The organism is Pseudomonas hydrolytica, assembly GCF_021495345.1.
GTDB lineage: Bacteria > Pseudomonadota > Gammaproteobacteria > Pseudomonadales > Pseudomonadaceae > Aquipseudomonas > Aquipseudomonas hydrolytica.
Map to the genome: position 1 here is coordinate 1,786,308 of NZ_CP099397.1, position 18,157 is coordinate 1,804,464.

Consider the following 18,157-nt stretch of genomic DNA (forward strand, 5'->3'; position numbering starts at 1 on the left):
CAGTTCCTTGACGCCAATTACGTGTCGCATTGTGAGCGAGGTGGAGGCTTAATGCCAGCACCGACTGTCAGAAATGCGCATCAATCGGCAGAAGAGCTGCGCAAGCTGTGCTCAGGCATAAAAGATTCAAACGCCCGTCACTCAAACGTCACCTCCGCTTCACGGGGCTGACACAGGTTCTGCCTACCTTGGTCTACACCAGATGGCGGCCAAGGCGCTGCCTTCTTATCGCCAATGATAGTAGAGGGCCAGCCCATGAGCGCAGTGATTCGAGTCGACCGTCTGAACAAGACCTTCGGGCGTAAACAGGCGCTGTTCGATCTGGCCCTGTCGGTACAGCCGGGCGAGATGGTAGCGCTGATCGGCGCCTCTGGCTCGGGCAAATCGACCCTGCTGCGACATCTGGCCGGCCTGGCACGCGGTGATGGCGGCAGTATCGAGGTACTCGGTCGTCAGGTACAGGCCGAAGGACGCCTCAATGGCGAGGTGCGTCGCCTGCGCGCCGATATCGGCTACATCTTCCAGCAGTTCAATCTGGTCGGCCGCCTCAGCGTGCTGCAGAACGTGCTGCTCGGCGGCCTGGGCCGCATGCCGCGCTGGCGCGGCAGCCTCAGCCTGTTCAATGCCGAGGAAAAACAGCGCGCCATGGCGGCGCTGGAGCGCGTCGGTCTGGCCGAGTTCGCTGCCCAGCGCGCTTCCACTCTGTCCGGCGGCCAGCAACAGCGCGTGGCCATCGCCCGCGCGCTGTGCCAGCAGGCCGAGGTGATTCTCGCCGACGAACCTATCGCCTCGCTCGACCCGGAGTCGGCACGCAAGGTGATGGAAATTCTCGCCGACATCAACCGTCGCGATGGCAAGACGGTGGTGGTGACCCTGCATCAGGTCGACTACGCGGTGCGCTATTGCCAGCGCGCCGTGGCGCTAAAGGGCGGGCGCATTCATTTCGACGGCCCCACCGACAGCTTCAACCCCGATTTCCTCAACGACCTCTACGGCGGTGATCTCGATATCAGCCTGCTGCTGCCGCAAGGGCAGCGCCCACGTGCCGTGGAGCGTCCACTGACGCTGGCCAAGGCCTGACGTCGCCTTCCTCATTCGAACCATAACGCCAACCCGCAACAGGAGTGTGCTCCATGTTCAAACGCATCGGCCAGGTGCTGGCTGCCTCTGCGCTCGTCACCGGTTCCCTGCTGGGCTCGGTCCAGGCCGCCGAGGAACTCAATTTCGGCATCATCTCCACCGAGTCCTCGCAGAACCTCAAGGCCATGTGGGATCCCTTCCTGGCCGACATGAGCAAGCAGACCGGAGTGAAGATCAACGCCTTCTTCGCGCCTGACTATGCCGGGATCATCCAGGGCATGCGCTTCGACAAGGTCGACGTAGCCTGGTACGGCAACAAGTCGGCGATGGAAGCGGTGGACCGTGCCGGTGGCGAGATCTTCGCCCAGACCGTGGCGGCCAACGGCGCGCAGGGCTACTACAGCCTGCTGGTGGCGCACAAGGACAGCCCGATCGACTCGGTCGAGGACATGCTCAAGAACGCCAAGAGCCTGACCTTCGCCAACGGCGACCCGAACTCCACCTCCGGATACCTGGTGCCCGGTTATTACGTGTTCGCCCAGAACAACGTCGACTCCGGCAAGATCTTCAAGCGCTCGCTCAACGGCAGTCACGAGGTCAATGCACTGTCGGTGGCCAATAAGCAGGTCGATGTCGGCACCTTCAACAGCGAGGGCATGGAGCGCCTGGAAGTGACCGCGCCGGACAAGGCCGCGCAGCTCAAGGTGATCTGGACCTCACCGCTGATCCCCTCCGATCCCATCGTCTGGCGCAAGAACCTGCCGCAAGAAACCCGCGACAAGCTGCGCGACTTCTTCATGACCTATGGCGCCAAGCCGGAAGAGAAGAAAGTGCTCGAGGGCCTGCAGTGGGGCCAGTTCAAGGCTTCCGACAACGACCAGCTGCTGCCGATTCGTCAGCTCGAGCTGTTCAAGAAGCGCACCGAAGTGGCCAACAACGACAAGCTCAAGGACGCCGACAAGCAGGCTCAGCTCAAGGAGCTGGACGCCGAGCTGGCCAAGCTGGAGCAGCGTATGGCCGAGCGTGAAAAGCAGGGCGGCGCCAGCGCCGGTTGATCCTGGCAGCCCCTCGGTATCGACCGAGGGGCTGACTGCAGTCGTTTTCCCCGAGATACCTTGATGACCACTTTGACCACCCATACCCCGACCGTCGATAGCAAGCGCAGCTGGTTGCAACTGATCGGCTGGGGCCTGTTCTTCGCCGTGCTCGCCTGGTCCTGGCGGGGTGCGGAAATGAACCCGCTGGCGCTGGTGCGCGATGGCGGCAACATGGCCACCTTCGCCGCCGACTTCTTCCCGCCGGATTTCAGCAACTGGCGGCACTACCTCAAGGAAATGGTGGTCACCGTGCAGATCGCCCTGTGGGGCACGGTGCTGGCCATTCTCTGCGCCATTCCGCTGGGCATCCTCTGTTCCGAGAACATCGTGCCCTGGTGGGTGTACCAGCCGGTACGCCGGGTGATGGATGCCTGCCGTTCGATCAACGAAATGGTCTTCGCCATGCTCTTCGTCGTCGCGGTCGGCCTCGGCCCCTTCGCTGGCGTGCTGGCGCTGTTCATCAGCACCACCGGGGTGTTGGCCAAGCTGTTCGCCGAGGCGGTCGAGGCCATCGATCCGGGCCCGGTCGAAGGCGTGCGCGCCACCGGCGCCAGTGCCCTGCAGGAAGTGATCTTCGGCGTCATCCCGCAGGTGCTGCCGCTGTGGATTTCCTACTCGCTGTACCGCTTCGAGTCCAACGTGCGCTCGGCCACGGTGGTCGGCATGGTCGGCGCCGGTGGCATCGGGGTGATTCTCTGGGAGGCGATTCGCGGCTTCCAGTTCGCCCAGACCTGCGCCCTGCTGATCGTGATCATCCTGGTGGTGAGCGCCATCGACATCCTGTCCCAGCGCCTGCGCAAGCTCTTTATCTGAAGGAGGAGGAGGGCGCCTGCGTGCGCCCTTTTCAAACGATGAACTTGTCTAGACAAAGCGAACCGCTGTACCGCGAGCTGGCCGCCGTGCTGCGCGAAGACGTGCAGCGCATGAGCCCTGGCGACTACCTGCCGGGCGAGATGCAACTGGCCGCGCGCTTTTCCGTCAACCGCCACACCCTGCGCCGTGCGGTGGACGAGCTGGTGCTCGAAGGCCGCCTGCTGCGCCGCCAGGGCAAGGGCACCCAGGTGCTGGCCAAGCCACTGGTGTACCCGGTGGAGGCGGGCAGTGCCTTCAGCCAGTCGCTGTCGGCGCTCGGCCACCGGGTTGAAGCGAAACTGATCGAGCGCCTGCGCCGCACTGGCAGCAGTGAGGAATGCCGCCACCTGCAACTGCCCGACGGCAGCGAGCTGATCGAGCTGACCACCCTGCGCCTGCTCGAGGGCCAGCCGCTGAGCCTGATCCGTCACCGTTTCTGCGCCAGCCTGGCGCCACTGTTGGCCGACTACCAGGGCGGTTCGCTGCGCCAGTACCTGGCCGAGCGCGACCTGCCGCTGGCGCGCACTTTCAGCCTGATTGGTGCGCGTTTGCCCAGCCGCGAAGAAGCCGCGCACCTGCTGATGCCGCGCCATGCGCCGCTGCTCAGCGTACTCACATTATCCCGCGATCCCGCTGGCCGGGCGGTGGAGCTGGCGCAGTCCAGCAGCCGCGCCGACCGCTTCCAGTACCAGGTAGCGACCTGATGGAGACCCGCATGAACGAAACCGACCCGAACATCGCCGCGCGGCAGCGCTGGATGGGCGTGCTGGCCCGTGCCGGCAGCGCCCTCGACGCCCATGAGGCGGCGCTGAAAGACAGCGCCTACCAGCTGATCCGCGCCCCGGAGGTGGGCATGACCCTGGTGCGCGGACGCATGGGCGGCACCGGCAGTGCCTTCAACCTGGGCGAGATGACCGTGACCCGCTGCGTGGTGCGCCTGGCCGACGGCCGCACCGGCTACAGCTACCTGGCCGGCCGCGACAAGCGCCGCGCCGAGCTGGCCGCCCTGGCCGACGCCCACCTGCAGGGCAGCGACCAGGCGCGCTGGCTCAGTGACCTGATCGAACCCATGGCTCGCCAGCAGCGCGAGCAGCGCCTGGCCCGGGCCGCGCGCAGCGCCACCACTCAGGTGGAATTCTTCACCCTGGTCAGAGGAGAGGATTGATGACTACGCCGCACAGCTCGCACTGGCTGCAACCGGCTTTCGACGACCCGGTGCTCGATGCCCAGGTCAGCTTCCGCGCCGCCCTCGGCGCGCTGGCCGAACCGGGTCTGCCACGCGCCATGGACCGCGCCCACGCCTTGGGCGACCTGGCCCCGGCCATCTATGGCCTGTGCCTGGCCTTTCTCGACAGCGACACGCCGCTGTGGTTGGCGCCGCGCTTCGATACGCCGCTGATCCGCGCCAACCTGGCCTTCCATTGCGGCTGCCCGATCGTCGCCGAGCGCGAGATCGCCCTGTTCGCCCTGCTCGACGAAAGCGAGCTGGATGACCTGTCGGACTTCGACAACGGCAGCGAACGCTACCCGGATCAGTCCTGCACGCTGCTGATTCAACTCGACGATCTGCACGCCGGCCCAGCCCTGCGCTGGCGCGGCCCGGGCATCAAGGACGTGCGCAGCGTCAACCTGCCGCTGCCGGCCTCGTTCTGGCAGCAACGCCAGGCGCGCAGCGCCTTTCCCCGTGGCCTGGATTGCTTCTTCGCCGCGGGCGGCGAGGTGATCGGCCTGCCGCGCAGTACCCGCGTGCTGATCGAAACCGAGGAGGCTGCCTGATGTATGTCGCCGTCAAGGGTGGCGAACGCGCCATCGACAATGCCCATCAACTGCTGGCCAACCGTCGTCGTGGCGATACCGCCGTCGCCGAACTGGGCGTGCAGCAGGTGCGCCAGCAACTGCCGCTGGCCGTGGCCCGCGTCATGAGCGAGGGCTCGCTGTACGACGAGGAACTGGCTGCGCTGGCCATCAAGCAGGCGGCCGGCGATCTGATGGAAGCCATCTTCCTCTTGCGCGCCTACCGCACCACGCTGCCGCGCTTCGGTGCCAGCGAGCCGCTGGATACCACGAAGATGCAGCTGGAACGGCGCATCTCCGCCACCTTCAAGGATCTGCCTGGCGGTCAGCTGCTCGGCCCGACCTTCGACTACACCCACCGCCTGCTGGACTTTGCCCTGCTGGCCGAGGGCGAGTATCCGGCGCCAGAAGCGGCCGTTACCGCTGAGCTCAAGCCCTGTCCGCGGGTGCTGGATTTTCTCGCAGGCGAAGGGCTGATGGCACGCGAGGCGGATGACGGCGCGCCGGTGCCCGATATCACCCGCGAGCCGCTGGCCTTTCCCGTCAGCCGCGCCGAGCGCCTGCAGGCCCTGGCCCGTGGCGACGAGGGCTTCCTCCTGGCGCTGGGTTATTCCACCCAGCGTGGCTACGGACGCAACCATCCCTTCGCCGGGGAGATCCGCATCGGCGACGTTGAGGTGTGGATGACGCCCGCCGAACTGGGGTTCGCCGTGCCGCTGGGCGACATCGAAATCACCGAGTGCGAGATGGTCAACCAGTTCGTCGGTGAAAGCGCCGAGCAGGCGCAGTTCACCCGCGGCTACGGCCTGGCCTTCGGCTACGCCGAGCGCAAGGCCATGGGCATGGCCCTGGTCGATCGTGCCCTGCGTGCCGGCGAGTACGGCGAGGAAGTGCAGGGCCCGGCACAGGAGGAGGAGTTCGTGCTGATGCACTGCGACAACGTCGAGGCTGCCGGCTTCGTCTCGCACCTGAAGTTGCCGCACTACGTCGACTTCCAGGCCGAACTGGAACTGATCCGCAAGCTGCGCCGCCAGGCGTCGGCAGAGGAGAACCGCTGATGAACCTTTCCACTGCAAGCGGCGCCCGCGAGGCGTCGGCCTACAACTTCGCCTATCTCGATGAGCAGACCAAACGCATGATCCGCCGTGGCCTGCTCAAGGCAGTGGCGATCCCCGGCTACCAGGTGCCTTTCGGTGGTCGTGAGATGCCGCTGCCCTACGGCTGGGGCACCGGTGGCATGCAGCTGACTGCGGCCATTCTCGGTACGGACGACGTGCTCAAGGTGATCGACCAGGGCGCTGATGACACCACCAATGCGGTGTCGATCCGCCGCTTCTTCGCCCGCACCGCCGGCGTCGCCACCACCGAGCGTACGCTGGAAGCCAGCGTGATCCAGACCCGTCACCGCATTCCGGAAACGCCGCTGTCGGCCGGGCAGATCATGGTCTACCAGGTGCCGATCCCCGAGCCGCTGCGCTTTATCGAGCCCAGCGAGCAGGAGACGCGGACCATGCATGCGCTGGAGGACTACGGCGTGATGCACGTGAAGCTATACGAGGACATCGCCACCTTCGGCCATATCGCCACTGCCTACGCCTACCCGGTGACGGTGGACGAGCGCTACGTGATGGACCCGTCGCCGATCCCGAAATTCGACAACCCCAAGCTGAACATGAGCCCGGCGCTGATGCTGTTCGGCGCCGGCCGCGAGAAGCGCCTGTACGCGGTGCCGCCCTTTACCCGTGTGGTCAGCCTGGATTTTGAGGATCACCCCTTCGCCGTGCAGCGCTGGGATGAGTGCTGCGCCTTCTGCGGCAGCAGCGAGTCCTTCCTCGACGAGCTGATTGTCGACGACGCCGGCAGCAAGCGCTACGTCTGCTCCGACACCGACTACTGCCGCCAGCGTACCGAGGAGAACCTGCAATGAGCGCCGCCGAACCTCTGCAACCTGCCGTGGCAGCGGCTGAGCCGCTGTTCTCGGCGCGTGACCTGACCCGCCTGTACGGCCCAGACAAGGGCTGCCAGGGGGTGAGCTTCGACCTCTATCCCGGCGAGGTGTTGGGCATCGTCGGCGAGTCCGGCTCGGGCAAGTCCACCTTGCTCAGCCTGCTCTCCGGGCGCTGCCCGCCGGATCGCGGTGCGGTCAGTTATCGCGGTCGCGACGGCCAGTGGCTCGACCTGTACAGCGCCAGCGAGGCCGAGCGGCGCACGCTGCTGCGTACCGAGTGGGGCTTCGTCGAGCAGAACCCGCGTGACGGCCTGCGCATGGCGGTGTCGGCCGGCGCCAATATCGGCGAGCGGCTGATGGCCCAGGGCGTGCGCCACTACGGCGAACTGCGCGCCGCCGGGCTCGACTGGCTGAGCCAGGTGGAGATCGACCCGGCGCGTATCGACGACCTGCCGCGCACCTTCTCCGGCGGCATGCAGCAGCGCCTGCAGATCGCCCGCAACCTGGTCTCCGCGCCGCGCCTGGTATTCATGGACGAGCCGACTGGAGGGCTGGACGTGTCGGTGCAGGCGCGCCTGCTCGACCTGCTGCGCGGCCTGGTACGCGAGCTGGACCTGGCGGTGGTGATCGTCACCCACGACCTGGCGGTGGCGCGCCTGCTGGCCGACCGCCTGATGGTGATGCGCCGCTCGCGCGTGGTGGAGGCGGGGCTGACCGACCAGATTCTCGACGACCCGCAGCATCCCTATTCGCAGCTGCTGGTGTCGTCGGTGTTGCAGCCATGACTGAGAGCTACCCGCTTGCGCATGACGCGGGATGTAGGGCGGGTGTAACCCGCCACGGCAATGGCGGGTTGCACCCGCCCTACGGCCTGCAACCGTCAACCCGTAGCCCGGATGAAATCCGGGAAGCCCGTGCCCGCCACCCCCGGATTGCATCCGGGCTACGACAGCAATCGAGGTGTGTATGAACAACCTGATCGAGGTCAGCGGCCTCAGCAAGACCTTCACCCTGCACCAGCAGAACGGCGTCGTCCTGCAGGTGCTGCGTGACCTGAATTTCGCCGTGCGCGGCGGCGAGTGCCTGGTGCTGCATGGGCAGTCCGGCGCCGGCAAGTCGACCCTGCTGCGCACCCTGTACGGCAACTATCTGGCGGCCGGCGGCAGCATTCGCATCCGCCACCAGGGCGAGCCGGTGGAGCTGGTCGGCGCCGAGCCGCGCCAGGTGCTGGCGGTGCGCCGGCAGAGCCTGGGTTACGTCAGCCAGTTCCTGCGGGTCATCCCGCGCGTGTCGACCCTGGACGTGGTGATGGAGCCGGCGCTGGCCCGCGGCTGGACGCGCAGCGATGCCGAGGCGCGGGCCAAGGCCCTGCTGAGTCGCCTGAATATCCCCGAGGCACTGTGGCAACTGGCGCCGGGCACCTTCTCCGGCGGCGAGCAGCAGCGCGTCAACATCGCCCGCGGCTTCATGGTCGAGTGGCCGGTGCTGCTGCTCGACGAACCCACCGCCTCGCTGGACGACGCCAACCGCCAGGTGGTGCTGGAGCTGATCCTCGAAGCCAAGGCGGCCGGCAGCGCGCTGATCGGCATCTTCCACGACCGCATCGCCCGCGAGGCGGTGGCCGACCGTTACCTCGACATGAGCGCCGCCGCGGCGCAACCGGAGTACGTCTATGTCGTCTGAACAGATTCTCAGCAACGCCCGCATCGTCACCGCCGAGCGCGAGTTCCTCGGTACCCTGCTACTGCGCGACGGGCTGATCGCCGCGGTGGACGAGGGCGCCAGTCGCCTGCCGCAGGCCCAGGACCTGGGCGGCGATTACCTCCTGCCGGGGCTGGTGGAACTGCACACCGACAACCTGGAAAAACACATGAGCCCAAGGCCTGGCGTGGATTGGCCCTCGGCCTCGGCGGTGCTGACCCACGATGCGCAGATCGTTGCCGCCGGCATCACCACGGTGTTTGATGCGCTGTCCATCGGCGACATCAACCCGCGTGGCCGGCGCATGCAGCAGCTGCCGGCGATGATCGAGGCCATTGCCGCCAGCGAGGCGGCGGGGCAGACCCGCGCCGAGCACCGCCTGCACCTACGCTGCGAGCTGTGCCACCCCGATGCCCTGACCATCTACCGCGACCTGGTGGAGCACCCGTTGGTGGCGCTGGTGTCGGTGATGGATCACTCACCCGGCCAGCGCCAGTTCGCCAAGGTGGAGAAGTACCGCGAGTACTACATGGGCAAGTACCACCTGAGCCCGGCGGAGATGGAGGAGTTTCTGCAGGAACAGATCGCCAACTCGCGCCAGTACAGCGACCGCCAGCGTCGCGCCATCGTCGAGGACTGCCACGTCCGCGGCATTTCGGTGGCCAGTCATGACGACGCGACCTTGGCCCACGTGCGGGAGTCGGCCGGCTTCGGCATGGCCATCGCCGAGTTCCCCACCACCCTGGAAGCGGCCAGGGCCAGCCACGAGCTGGGGCTGAAGGTGCTGATGGGGGCGCCGAACCTGGTGCGCGGCGGCTCGCACTCGGGCAATATCGCCGCCGCGGAGCTGGCGCGCCACGGCGTGCTGGATATCCTCTCCAGCGACTACTACCCGGCCAGCCTGCTGCATGCGGCCTGGCTGCTCGCCGGGCAGGACAACGACTATGATTTGCCTGCGGCCATCGCTACCGTAAGCCGCGCGCCGGCCAGGGCGGCCGGACTGGATGACCGCGGCGAGATCCGCGTCGGCCTGCGCGCCGACCTGGTACAGGCCAGGGCGCATGGCCAGCAGCCGGTGATCCAGCAGGTGTGGCGCCAAGCACGAAGGGTATTCTGATGCAGGGCAGGTTGATCTATCTGATGGGGCCTTCGGGCTCGGGCAAGGACAGCCTGTTGCAAGCCGCGCGCGCGCCGCTGGAGGCGCACGGTTGCCGTTTCGCCCGGCGGGTGATCACCCGCAGCGCCGAGTCGGTAGGCGAGGACGCGCTGGGGGTCAGTCCCGCGGAGTTCGAGCGCCTGGAAGGCGAGGGTGCCTTTGCCCTGAGCTGGCACGCCAATGGCCTGGCCTACGGTATCCCGCGCGAGATCGACGACTGGCTGAGCGCCGGTCAGGATGTGCTGATCAATGGCTCACGCGGTCATCTCGAGGCTGCGCGCCAGCGCTATCCGGATCTGCTGGCGATTCTTCTGCAGGTCGACGAGGCGGTGCTGCGCCAGCGCTTGCTGGCTCGCGGCCGCGAGACGCCGGAGCAGATCGAGCAGCGCCTGGCGCGCAGCCGCCAGTTGCAGCAGGAGGAGGGGGCAGGCACCGTCATCCTCGACAACTCCGGCCCCCTGCCGCACACCGTCAGCCGCCTCCTGCACCTGCTCGACGAGATGCGTCGATGCGCCTGACCCTGCTCGGCACCGGCGATGCCCGCCAGGTGCCCGTGTACAACTGCAGCTGCCCGGCCTGCGATGCGGCGCGCGTGTATCCGGCGCGGCGCCGTGGCCCCTGCTGCGCGCTGATCGAATGCGGCGCGCAGCGCTGGCTGATCGACAGCGGCCTGACCGACCTTACCGAGCGCTTCGCGCCGCACAGCCTCAGCGGCATTCTGCAGACCCACTACCACGCCGACCACGCCCAGGGCCTGCTGCACCTGCGCTGGGGCCAGGGGCTGATCATCCCGGTCCATGGCCCGAACGACCCCGAAAGGCTGGCCGATCTGTACAAGCACCCCGGCATTCTCGATTTCAGCCAGCCTTTCGTTGCCTTCGAGCGCCGTCAGCTGGGTGAGCTGAATGTCACCGCGCTGCCGCTGACGCATTCCAAGCCGACCTTTGGGTACTTGTTTGAAGGGCTGGGGTTCGAAGGGCAGGGCAGGCGTATCGCCTACCTCACCGACACGGTCGGCGTGCCTGAGGCCAGTTGCGCCGAACTTCAGCGTGCACCGCTGGATCTGCTGGTGCTCGATTGCTCCACCGCGCCGCAGCCGGTGGCGCCGCGCAACCACAACGACCTGACCCGCGCGCTGGAAGTCATCGCACGCCTGCAGCCGACGCAAGCGGTGCTGACCCATATCGGCCACGCCTTCGACGCCTGGCTGCTGGAGCACCCCGACGCCTTGCCGCCTGGTGTCCAACTGGGCAGTGACGGGCTGGTGCTGTAACCCAGGCATTGGTGCATAGGACGCCCAGATATTCGAGGTATGGCGCTCAGCAGCGAGCGCCGCTCAACAACACCCGGCCGAAGCTGGCGCCAGGGTCCTGCGGGGTGATCGCCAGCAGGCGATCCATGCGCAGGCGTTGCTCGCCTTCTGCCGTGCGCACCAGCAGAAACTCTTCCTTGCTCGCCGTGGTTTCGGTGTTCAGGGCCTGGCCCAGCATGTGCGTGCCGTCGGTCAGTTCGATGTCCAGGCGGTAGCGGTGCAGGCAGGCGATCTCCAGGTAGTCGTAGAGATCGCAGGCCAGGGGTTGGTAATCGTCCATCGAGTCGTCCTCCGCGCTGTTCTGAGCCTAGCCGAGGCTCGCGGGCATTACCGGCTTCGCATGAAAAAACGCCGCAATCCCCAGAGGGCATTGCGGCGTTTCTCGTTTCAGTGGCATCGCCCTGCGTGGAGGCGAGGCCTTGGCCTTACATCAGCGGGATGGTGTAGCTGACGATCAGACGGTTCTCGTCCAGGTCGCCGATACTCGCGTTGGAACGCACCATCGCGTTACGCCAGCGCACGCCGAGGTTCTTCAGCGGGCCTTCCTGAATGATGTAGCTGATATCCACATCGCGTTCCCATTCCTTGCCGCTCACGCCGCCTACACCGTCGAAGCCGTCGCCGGTCACGTAGCGCACGAAGGCGGTCAGACCAGGAATACCGTAGCTGGCGAAGTTGATGTCATAGCGCGCCTGCCAGGATTTCTCGTCCTTGCGGGTGAAGTCGAGAATCTGGAGGTAGTTGACGATGTACGGATCGGTTTCGTTCAGGAACGGGAAGGCATTGTCACCACCGACCTTCTGATAGCCCACGCGGAAGGTATGGGCGCCGATGCCGGCCCACAGGTTGACCGAGGTCAGGTCGTTGTCCAGCTTGCCACCGAGTTTGCGGCCGTTGTCCTGGGAGTCGAAATAGGCCAGGTTGGCGCCCAGCTTCCAGTCGCCGATCGGCTGCACATGGATCAGGTTGTACAGCTTCTGGTCGTAGATATCTTCCAGTTCGCCGTACCACAGGCCGACCGTGGTGTTGCCGCCGTTGAACTTGTAGTCGCCGCCGGCATAGTTGTAGCGATCGCTCCTGCCGCCCACGTTGGTGGCAGTGATGTCCTGCCGGTCGGTGGAGTTGCGGAAATTCACTTCGCGCAGTTGCCCGCCGTTGAGCGTCAGGCCGTCGATCTCCTGCGAGGTCAGCATGCCGCCGGTGAAGACCTGGGGCAGCAGGCGCGAGTCGCCGGAAGCAACGATGGGCAGCTTGGGCATCAGGCCGCCAACCTTGGCCACGGTCTTGGAGATACGCGCCTTGACCGCCCCGGTGGCTTCGGAATATTCGTCCGGCCCTTCATTGCCGAAGGCGTTGGGCAGCAGGTTGGTACCGGCGCGCTCGTCGGAGGAGTCCAGTTTCAGGCCCAGGCCGGCATACGCGTCCAGACCAAAGCCAACGGTGCCCTCGGTAAAGCCTGATTCGGCCTTGAGTATGAAGCCCTGTGCCCACTCTTCGCGTTTGGATTGCTGAGCCGCGGTGGTCTCGCGCAGATCGCGGTTCATGTAGAAGTTGCGTAGTTCCAGGGTGGCCTTGCTGTCACCAATGAAGTCGGCGTGAGCCAGGCTTGGCATGGTGAGGCTGGCGCCCAGCGTGGCGAGAGCCACGGCGCGGGCGAGGGGAGTCTTACTCATTATTGTTGTCTCCTCGTTGTTATTGTCAGCTCGGCCACGATGTGACCGGCCAGTTACGGCGCGATGAAATAAAACACTTCGCCGAGGAGTCGACTCTAAGACTTTAGTCTGGCGGGGCGGCCAAGCCAGCCGGCACCCGGAGGCCCGGAGCCTCTAGGTCGGGTGCTCGCGGGAAATGTGGCCGTTTCACCGCAAGTCTGAAAAAACTCGTTCGAGCCGAGTGAAAGGGCAATCAGGCAGGGACCGTTGGTCGATAAAGGCTAAAGCTTGCCTCCTGACGGCCGTTAAGTTCGGCAGATAACCTACTTGGGTACCTCGTCATGAAACCTCTGGCCTCGCTCAATCCTTCCGCCGCTCGCACCGCGCAAGCCAGTCAGTCCATCGCTGCGCGCAACAATGCTGTCGACCCTCAGGCCACGCTGGCCAATCGGCTGGCCGAAAAGCTCGGCCTGCAGCCGGGCGCACTCAATGGCAAGCGCGATGACTTCAGCCCCGAAAAGGTCGCGGAGCGGGTCTTGGGTTTCATCGAACAGCGCATCCAGAGCGAGGCGGCCGCCGGTGCCGATCCCGCCAAGCTTGAGAAACTGCTGTCGCAGGCCCGTGAAGGTGTGGAGAAGGGCTTTGCCGAGGCACGCAAGATTCTCGATGGCATGGGTGTACTGAAAGGCCAGGTGGCCAGCGATATCGATGACACCTACAAGCGCATCCAGGACGGCCTGGGCGATCTCGACAAGCGCTTCGGCGGTGCGGCGTCGGGTGTCGGCGACAAGGTGGCGGTGGCTGGTTATCGCGAGCGCTTCAGCGCGGTGGCCGAAACATTCGATCTTTCCGTCACCACGCGCGATGGCGATCGCCTGCGCATTTCCGTGGCGCAGGCTTCGGCCAGCTGGTCGCAGAGCAGTTTCGCGGCGTCCAGCGATGGCAAGAGCAGCACCCTGGTGGGCGCCAGCCAGTCCGGCAGCATGCGTATCGGCGGTTGGCAGGTGAATGTCGAAGGCGAGCTGGACGACGACGAGATCAAGGCGCTGGAAAAACTCTTCAGCCAGGTGCAGGAGCTGTCCGACAAGTTCTACGCGGGTGATCTGGCCGGGGCGTTCGACCGGGCCATGGCGCTGGAGATGGATGGCGAACAACTGGCGTCGATGTCGCTGCGCCTGACCCAGACCACCGTGCGTCAGGCGACCGATGCCTACGGCGCGGTAGCCGGGCAGGGCGCCAGTGCGGTGAATGCCGGGCTGCAGGAATATGCGCAGGGCCTGCTCGACGCGCTGCGCAGCGCCAACGACCTGGCGCAGAATGCCGGCGGTGTGCTCAAGGAACTGCTCAAGGGCGGCTTCTCGCTCGATGAGCGATTCGACCTGCCGCGCCTGGAGAAGGCCGACAGCCTCAACCGCAGCCTGATCGACGGCCTGCAGTCGCTGCTCGCCGGTCAGTCCGACAAGGGTGTCGGCGCGAGCTGACGCCTGCCGGTGCTAGACTGCGTACCTTGCTGAGAACGAGGTGCGCTCATGACGCCTGAATGCCAACTTTTCGGAACCCTGGGCTGCCACCTCTGCGAGGTGGCAGAGGCGTTGCTCATGCCGTTCGTCGAGAACGGTCTGCTGGTCGAGCTGATCGATATCGCCGAGCACGAGGGCATGGTCGAGCGCTACGGCTTGCGCATTCCCGTGTTGCGCCGTTGCGACACCGGGAACGAGTTGAACTGGCCGTTCGACGCCGAGCAGGTGGTGGCTTTTCTGCGCTGAACAACCTGTGGAGCTGAATCGCAGGCAATAAAAAACCCGCCGGTTAAGGCGGGTTTTTGATTTGGTCGGAGAGACAGGATTCGAACCTGCGACCTTCTCGTCCCGAACGAGACGCGCTACCAAGCTGCGCTACACTCCGAATGAGGCGTATTCTACCGAAAAACTTTTACCGCACAAGGGGTTAGCCCGAAAAAATCTGCAAGTCGGGTTATCCCCTGTCAACTCGCTTTCGGCTTCCGGGCGTTGCCTGGTAGAGCGCCTGGCTCGAAGTCTCAGAGCTCCTTGACGGTCTGCACCTGATCCTTGTTGATGGTGGCGCGCTTGCCGTCGAGCTGCTCGAATTCGTAGAAGCCGGACTCTTCGTCGTACTTAGGCTTGTCCACGGTCTGAATCTCGCGACCGTCAGTCAGCGTTATCACCGAAGGCGAAGCGCAGCCGGCCAGTACAGCGAAACCGAGGGCAATCAGCAGGGCGGGAATGATCCGTTGAGTCATGGTCTGTCTCCTTGGGTGATACGACTATTTACCCTGGCTCAGACGTGAAAGCGCTGTTCGAGTTCCGCTATGACTCTCGAGCGTCAGCCGAGAGGGACGCGGCGGTGAGCATCTCCGGCGTATTGAGGTTGGCCAGGCGTGGGTCGTCGATGGGGCATTCCACCGCGACCGGAGCCAGCCTGGAGAACCAGCGTTGCGGGCTGCGCTCTCCGGCCTGCCATAGCTGTTCCAGATCTGCCTTCAGCGCCGTCGGTAACAGGCAGAACAGCGGCTGCCAGTAATTGCCCTGGCGCACCACCACCGGGCGCGCACCGGCGTGGGCCAGCAAGGCTTTGAGCAACTGCCGATCCACCAGCGGCGCATCGCAGGGCAGCACCAGCATCTGCTCATGATGGGCTACTGCCATGCCGGCGCGGATGCCAGCCAGCGGCCCCTGAAAGTCCTGGTCCTCGTCGGTTACCAGTTGGTCGGCGTAATGCGCGTAGCGTTCGTGATTGCGGTTGCAGGACAGGATCAGATCGTCGCTCAGGGGGCGCACCTGCTCGTGCAGCCAGGCGATCAGCGGTCGGCCGCGCCATTCCAGCAGGCCTTTGTCGCGGCCGCCCATGCGTTGGCCGCGGCCACCGCAAAGCAGCAGTACGGAGCAGGGAAAAGAGGCGTGGGTAACGGGCATGGGGCGGTCTCCGACGGCGGGGCCTGTGATATAACTCCGGCCATTCTCTCGCAATTGGAAGCCTGCCATGAATCACAAGGCCGATGCGGTTTTCGTGCCGCTGAATATCGCCGTGCTCACCGTCAGCGACACCCGCACCCTGGAAACCGATACCTCCGGCCAGCTCTTCGTTGACCGCCTGCAGGCGGCCGGGCACCGGCTGGCGGCTCGGGTATTGCTCAAGGACGATCTTTACCGGATTCGCGCCCAGGTGGCCAACTGGATCGCCGAGGAAGAGGTGCAGGTGGTGCTGATAACCGGAGGCACCGGATTCACCGGTCGCGACAGCACGCCAGAGGCGGTGAGCTGTCTGCTGGACAAGCAGGTGGACGGTTTTGGCGAGTTGTTCCGGCAAATTTCCGTGGCCGATATCGGCACCTCCACCGTGCAATCGCGCGCCCTGGCCGGTCTGGCCAACGGCACGCTGGTGTGCTGCCTGCCGGGTTCGACCAATGCCTGCCGTACCGCCTGGGAGGGCATCCTCGCCGAGCAGCTGGATGCCCGCCATCGCCCGTGCAACTTCGTCGCGCACCTGAAACCGATGGCGGCCTGCGAGTCGCGCGGATGAGCGGTTGCGATCACCCCGGCTTGCTGCCCATGGAGGCGGCGCTGCAACGTCTGCTGACGCTGGCCGAGGCCGCGCCCATCGAGCAGACGGAGTCGGTGACACTCGGCGAGGCTGACGGCCGGGTACTGGCAGAGCCGCTACTCGCCACCCTGGATCTGCCGCCATGGCCCAACAGCGCCATGGACGGCTATGCCCTGCGTCTGGCTGACTGGCAGGGCCAGGCGCTGCCGGTCAGTCAGCGCATCCAGGCCGGTGTGGCGCCTGCGCCGCTGCAGCCCGGTAGCTGCGCGCGCATCTTTACCGGTGCACCGTTGCCGGAGGGCGCCGATACGGTGGAGATGCAGGAGAACGTCGAGCTCGACGAGTCGGGGCAGGTGCGTTTTCGCGAGCCGCTGCACGTTGGGCAGAACGTCCGTGCGCAGGGGCAGGAGACACGCGTCGGAGACTGCGTCCTGCCGGCAGGCACGCGTCTCGGGCCGATCGAGTTGGGGCTGGTCGCCTCGCTGGGTGCGGCACACCTGAAAGTGCGCCGGCGTTTGCGGGTCGCGGTGTTGTCGACCGGCGACGAGCTGGTCGAGCCGGGGCAGGCGCTGGGGCCGGGACAGATCTACAACAGCAACCGACGCCTGCTGATCGCCTGGTTGCAGCGTCTGGGTTGCGCCGTGGTGGACGCCGGTATCCTGCCCGACGATCTGCCGCGCACTCGCGAGGCGCTGGGCGCGTTGGGCGATGTGGATCTGATCCTTTCCACCGGCGGCGTGTCGGTGGGCGAGGCGGATTATCTGGGTCTGGCTCTGCGTGAGGCCGGCGAGCTGGCGCTGTGGAAGCTGGCGATCAAGCCGGGCAAGCCGCTGACCTTCGGCCATTATCAGGGCGTGCCGGTCATAGGCTTGCCGGGTAATCCGGCTTCGACCCTGGTCACGTTCGGCTTGTTGGCGCGTCCTTACCTGCTGCGTCGTCTCGGCGTACAGCGTGTCGAGCCGCTGGGGTTTGTCGTGCCGGCTGGCTTCGCATGGCACAAGCCGGGCACGCGCCGTGAGTACTTGCGCGCGCGTCTGGAAGGTGGGCGCGCGGTGCCCTATGCCAACCAGAGCTCCGGGGTGCTGCGCAGTGCCGCCTGGGCCGAAGGGCTGGCCGAGGTCATGGAGGGCAGTACCCTGGCCGAAGGCGACAGCCTGCGTTTCATCCCACTCAGCGAGCTACTTGGCTGAGTCTTTCGCGCCCGAGCGGGAAACCGGGGAGGGCGCGTTAGATGGCAGGATGGAACTACTGAGTCACATTTCCAACGATAGAATTTGCAAATGGGCTGCATAGAAGGCATAGTCGCGCACTTATAAATTCCACTGACACGGTCGTGCCCATGCTAAAACGCTTCGCACCCCTCGTGCCCATTGCACTGACAGCCTTCCTCGCCGCCTGTGCCGGCCATGCGCCGCAGCCCCAGGTTACCGAGCCCGCGGTCAAGCCCGTCGCTCAGCAGGTGAAACCTGCCGAGGACGAAATCACCGCTCTGATCGACGACAAACCCTACGAAATGCCGCAACTGGCCGACAGCCTGCTCGAGCTGGGTCGTTCGCTGATCGGCACCCGTTATCGCTACGGCGGTACGTCGGTGCAGTCCGGCTTCGATTGCAGCGGCTTCGTCGGCTACGTGTTCCGTGAGGAAATCGGCCTGGAACTGCCACGTTCCACGCGTGAACTGATCAACCTGGACGCGCCCAAGGTGGCCCGTGCCGATCTGGAGCCCGGCGATCTGATCCTGTTCAACGATCGCGGTCGTGGTCGTGTCAGTCACGCCGGCATCTACCTGGGCGATGATCAGTTCATCCATTCCAGCAGCAGCCGCAGCGGCGGCGTGCGCATCGACAGCCTGGACGACAGCTACTGGAATCGCAGCTACCTGCAGGCCAAGCGCGTGCTGGCGCTGGCTCCGGTGGAAGAGAGCCAAGCGCAGGCCAAGCGCCATCCTTGACGCATGACGGCGCGCCCGCAGGGTTGCGCCGTTCGTCGCGAGACGGCAGAGTA

Annotated in this window: 22 protein-coding genes and 1 tRNA gene; 18 read left to right on the forward strand and 5 right to left on the reverse strand. The window is 65.7% G+C overall.

From position 1 onward, the window contains the following. The first annotated feature begins 255 nt into the window (after positions 1–255). From phnC to phnP, 13 genes are all read left to right on the forward strand, one after another. A complete protein-coding gene (phnC, locus tag L1F06_RS08235) occupies positions 256–1,080 on the forward strand; it encodes a phosphonate ABC transporter ATP-binding protein (RefSeq protein ID WP_129483090.1) in 825 nt (274 codons plus the stop codon). 53 nt (positions 1,081–1,133) lie between these two features. Continuing rightward, entirely contained in the window at positions 1,134–2,135 is a 1,002-nt protein-coding gene (phnD, locus tag L1F06_RS08240; protein WP_129483089.1) for a phosphonate ABC transporter substrate-binding protein, read from the forward strand. Positions 2,136–2,198: 63 nt separating this feature from the next. Then, complete coding sequence (phnE, locus tag L1F06_RS08245) at positions 2,199–2,990, forward strand: phosphonate ABC transporter, permease protein PhnE (protein WP_003244503.1); 792 nt, start codon at positions 2,199–2,201, stop codon at positions 2,988–2,990. 20 nt (positions 2,991–3,010) lie between these two features. Continuing rightward, on the forward strand, positions 3,011–3,733 hold the full coding sequence (gene phnF / locus L1F06_RS08250; protein ID WP_129483088.1) for a phosphonate metabolism transcriptional regulator PhnF: 723 nt from the start codon (positions 3,011–3,013) through the stop codon (positions 3,731–3,733). An 11-nt stretch (positions 3,734–3,744) separates the two neighbouring features. Then, positions 3,745–4,194 (forward strand): phosphonate C-P lyase system protein PhnG, encoded by a 450-nt coding sequence (gene phnG, locus L1F06_RS08255; RefSeq protein ID WP_003244506.1) that lies wholly within the window; start codon positions 3,745–3,747, stop codon positions 4,192–4,194. Beyond that, positions 4,194–4,805: a phosphonate C-P lyase system protein PhnH gene (gene phnH / locus L1F06_RS08260; RefSeq protein ID WP_129483087.1), complete on the forward strand. Its 612-nt coding sequence runs from the start codon at positions 4,194–4,196 to the stop codon at positions 4,803–4,805. The genes phnG and phnH overlap by 1 nt, the downstream gene beginning before the upstream one ends. Continuing rightward, positions 4,805–5,881 carry a carbon-phosphorus lyase complex subunit gene (locus tag L1F06_RS08265; RefSeq protein ID WP_129483086.1) on the forward strand — a complete coding sequence of 359 codons (1,077 nt, stop codon included), beginning with the start codon at positions 4,805–4,807 and terminating at the stop codon, positions 5,879–5,881. Before phnH ends, L1F06_RS08265 begins: the two co-directional genes overlap by 1 nt. Continuing rightward, positions 5,881–6,750 carry an alpha-D-ribose 1-methylphosphonate 5-phosphate C-P-lyase PhnJ gene (locus L1F06_RS08270; protein ID WP_129483085.1) on the forward strand — a complete coding sequence of 290 codons (870 nt, stop codon included), beginning with the start codon at positions 5,881–5,883 and terminating at the stop codon, positions 6,748–6,750. Before L1F06_RS08265 ends, L1F06_RS08270 begins: the two co-directional genes overlap by 1 nt. Further along, entirely contained in the window at positions 6,747–7,556 is an 810-nt protein-coding gene (gene phnK, locus L1F06_RS08275) for a phosphonate C-P lyase system protein PhnK (RefSeq protein ID WP_129483084.1), read from the forward strand. The genes L1F06_RS08270 and phnK overlap by 4 nt, the downstream gene beginning before the upstream one ends. A gap of 181 nt (positions 7,557–7,737) precedes the next feature. After that, on the forward strand, positions 7,738–8,454 hold the full coding sequence (gene phnL, locus L1F06_RS08280) for a phosphonate C-P lyase system protein PhnL (protein ID WP_129483083.1): 717 nt from the start codon (positions 7,738–7,740) through the stop codon (positions 8,452–8,454). Further along, the gene (locus tag L1F06_RS08285; protein WP_129483082.1) at positions 8,444–9,589 is read left to right on the forward strand and encodes an alpha-D-ribose 1-methylphosphonate 5-triphosphate diphosphatase; all 1,146 of its coding nucleotides are present in this window, start codon (positions 8,444–8,446) and stop codon (positions 9,587–9,589) included. Before phnL ends, L1F06_RS08285 begins: the two co-directional genes overlap by 11 nt. Next, the gene (phnN, locus tag L1F06_RS08290; RefSeq protein WP_129483081.1) at positions 9,589–10,146 is read left to right on the forward strand and encodes a phosphonate metabolism protein/1,5-bisphosphokinase (PRPP-forming) PhnN; all 558 of its coding nucleotides are present in this window, start codon (positions 9,589–9,591) and stop codon (positions 10,144–10,146) included. Before L1F06_RS08285 ends, phnN begins: the two co-directional genes overlap by 1 nt. After that, positions 10,137–10,901 (forward strand): phosphonate metabolism protein PhnP, encoded by a 765-nt coding sequence (phnP, locus tag L1F06_RS08295; RefSeq protein WP_129483080.1) that lies wholly within the window; start codon positions 10,137–10,139, stop codon positions 10,899–10,901. The genes phnN and phnP overlap by 10 nt, the downstream gene beginning before the upstream one ends. 46 nt (positions 10,902–10,947) lie before the next feature. Here the strand turns inward: phnP and L1F06_RS08300 are convergent, their stop codons facing one another. Both L1F06_RS08300 and L1F06_RS08305 read right to left on the reverse strand, forming a co-directional pair. Further along, the gene (locus L1F06_RS08300; protein WP_129483079.1) at positions 10,948–11,220 is read right to left on the reverse strand and encodes a Rho-binding antiterminator; all 273 of its coding nucleotides are present in this window, start codon (positions 11,218–11,220) and stop codon (positions 10,948–10,950) included. Positions 11,221–11,365: 145 nt separating this feature from the next. Continuing rightward, positions 11,366–12,613, reverse strand: a complete 1,248-nt coding sequence (locus L1F06_RS08305; RefSeq protein ID WP_003244525.1) for an OprD family porin — start codon at positions 12,611–12,613, stop codon at positions 11,366–11,368. Positions 12,614–12,933: 320 nt separating this feature from the next. Here L1F06_RS08305 and L1F06_RS08310 point away from each other — a divergent pair, with 320 nt between their 5' ends. After that, positions 12,934–14,073 (forward strand): DUF5610 domain-containing protein, encoded by a 1,140-nt coding sequence (locus tag L1F06_RS08310; protein WP_129483078.1) that lies wholly within the window; start codon positions 12,934–12,936, stop codon positions 14,071–14,073. A gap of 48 nt (positions 14,074–14,121) precedes the next feature. Beyond that, the gene (locus L1F06_RS08315; protein ID WP_003244528.1) at positions 14,122–14,358 is read left to right on the forward strand and encodes a glutaredoxin family protein; all 237 of its coding nucleotides are present in this window, start codon (positions 14,122–14,124) and stop codon (positions 14,356–14,358) included. Between the two features lie 62 nt (positions 14,359–14,420). On the opposite strand, the gene L1F06_RS08320 is transcribed toward L1F06_RS08315, so the two are convergent. The 3 genes from L1F06_RS08320 to mobA all read right to left on the reverse strand — a co-directional run bounded on the left by L1F06_RS08320 (position 14,421) and on the right by mobA (position 15,525). Next, a tRNA-Pro gene (locus L1F06_RS08320) sits at positions 14,421–14,497 on the reverse strand. A 133-nt stretch (positions 14,498–14,630) separates the two neighbouring features. Then, positions 14,631–14,852, reverse strand: a complete 222-nt coding sequence (locus tag L1F06_RS08325; protein WP_003244529.1) for a YgdI/YgdR family lipoprotein — start codon at positions 14,850–14,852, stop codon at positions 14,631–14,633. 67 nt (positions 14,853–14,919) lie between these two features. Beyond that, positions 14,920–15,525, reverse strand: a complete 606-nt coding sequence (gene mobA, locus L1F06_RS08330) for a molybdenum cofactor guanylyltransferase MobA (protein WP_129483077.1) — start codon at positions 15,523–15,525, stop codon at positions 14,920–14,922. Positions 15,526–15,592: 67 nt separating this feature from the next. On the opposite strand from mobA, the gene moaB reads away from it, so the two are divergent. The 3 genes from moaB (at position 15,593) to L1F06_RS08345 (ending at position 18,104) form a co-directional block, all read left to right on the forward strand. After that, on the forward strand, positions 15,593–16,132 hold the full coding sequence (moaB, locus tag L1F06_RS08335) for a molybdenum cofactor biosynthesis protein B (protein WP_129483076.1): 540 nt from the start codon (positions 15,593–15,595) through the stop codon (positions 16,130–16,132). Then, positions 16,129–17,343, forward strand: a complete 1,215-nt coding sequence (locus tag L1F06_RS08340) for a molybdopterin molybdotransferase MoeA (protein ID WP_129483075.1) — start codon at positions 16,129–16,131, stop codon at positions 17,341–17,343. The genes moaB and L1F06_RS08340 overlap by 4 nt, the downstream gene beginning before the upstream one ends. Positions 17,344–17,492: 149 nt before the next feature. Then, positions 17,493–18,104 carry a C40 family peptidase gene (locus tag L1F06_RS08345; RefSeq protein ID WP_003244536.1) on the forward strand — a complete coding sequence of 204 codons (612 nt, stop codon included), beginning with the start codon at positions 17,493–17,495 and terminating at the stop codon, positions 18,102–18,104. Positions 18,105–18,157 lie beyond the last annotated feature (53 nt).

Excerpts from the sequence above, each read along its gene's own strand:
- phnC (WP_129483090.1), top strand. The coding sequence starts at position 256 with ATGAGCGCAGTGATTCGAGTCGACCGTCTGAACAAGACCTTCGGGCGT.
- phnD (WP_129483089.1), top strand. The coding sequence starts at position 1,134 with ATGTTCAAACGCATCGGCCAGGTGCTGGCTGCCTCTGCGCTCGTCACC.
- phnE (WP_003244503.1), top strand. The coding sequence starts at position 2,199 with ATGACCACTTTGACCACCCATACCCCGACCGTCGATAGCAAGCGCAGC.
- phnG (WP_003244506.1), top strand. The coding sequence starts at position 3,745 with ATGAACGAAACCGACCCGAACATCGCCGCGCGGCAGCGCTGGATGGGC.
- phnH (WP_129483087.1), top strand. The coding sequence starts at position 4,194 with ATGACTACGCCGCACAGCTCGCACTGGCTGCAACCGGCTTTCGACGAC.
- L1F06_RS08265 (WP_129483086.1), top strand. The coding sequence starts at position 4,805 with ATGTATGTCGCCGTCAAGGGTGGCGAACGCGCCATCGACAATGCCCAT.
- L1F06_RS08270 (WP_129483085.1), top strand. The coding sequence starts at position 5,881 with ATGAACCTTTCCACTGCAAGCGGCGCCCGCGAGGCGTCGGCCTACAAC.
- phnK (WP_129483084.1), top strand. The coding sequence starts at position 6,747 with ATGAGCGCCGCCGAACCTCTGCAACCTGCCGTGGCAGCGGCTGAGCCG.
- phnL (WP_129483083.1), top strand. The coding sequence starts at position 7,738 with ATGAACAACCTGATCGAGGTCAGCGGCCTCAGCAAGACCTTCACCCTG.
- L1F06_RS08285 (WP_129483082.1), top strand. The coding sequence starts at position 8,444 with ATGTCGTCTGAACAGATTCTCAGCAACGCCCGCATCGTCACCGCCGAG.
- phnN (WP_129483081.1), top strand. The coding sequence starts at position 9,589 with ATGCAGGGCAGGTTGATCTATCTGATGGGGCCTTCGGGCTCGGGCAAG.
- phnP (WP_129483080.1), top strand. The coding sequence starts at position 10,137 with ATGCGCCTGACCCTGCTCGGCACCGGCGATGCCCGCCAGGTGCCCGTG.
- L1F06_RS08300 (WP_129483079.1), bottom strand. The coding sequence starts at position 11,220 with ATGGACGATTACCAACCCCTGGCCTGCGATCTCTACGACTACCTGGAG.
- L1F06_RS08305 (WP_003244525.1), bottom strand. The coding sequence starts at position 12,613 with ATGAGTAAGACTCCCCTCGCCCGCGCCGTGGCTCTCGCCACGCTGGGC.
- L1F06_RS08310 (WP_129483078.1), top strand. The coding sequence starts at position 12,934 with ATGAAACCTCTGGCCTCGCTCAATCCTTCCGCCGCTCGCACCGCGCAA.
- L1F06_RS08315 (WP_003244528.1), top strand. The coding sequence starts at position 14,122 with ATGACGCCTGAATGCCAACTTTTCGGAACCCTGGGCTGCCACCTCTGC.
- L1F06_RS08325 (WP_003244529.1), bottom strand. The coding sequence starts at position 14,852 with ATGACTCAACGGATCATTCCCGCCCTGCTGATTGCCCTCGGTTTCGCT.
- mobA (WP_129483077.1), bottom strand. The coding sequence starts at position 15,525 with ATGCCCGTTACCCACGCCTCTTTTCCCTGCTCCGTACTGCTGCTTTGC.
- moaB (WP_129483076.1), top strand. The coding sequence starts at position 15,593 with ATGAATCACAAGGCCGATGCGGTTTTCGTGCCGCTGAATATCGCCGTG.
- L1F06_RS08340 (WP_129483075.1), top strand. The coding sequence starts at position 16,129 with ATGAGCGGTTGCGATCACCCCGGCTTGCTGCCCATGGAGGCGGCGCTG.
- L1F06_RS08345 (WP_003244536.1), top strand. The coding sequence starts at position 17,493 with ATGCTAAAACGCTTCGCACCCCTCGTGCCCATTGCACTGACAGCCTTC.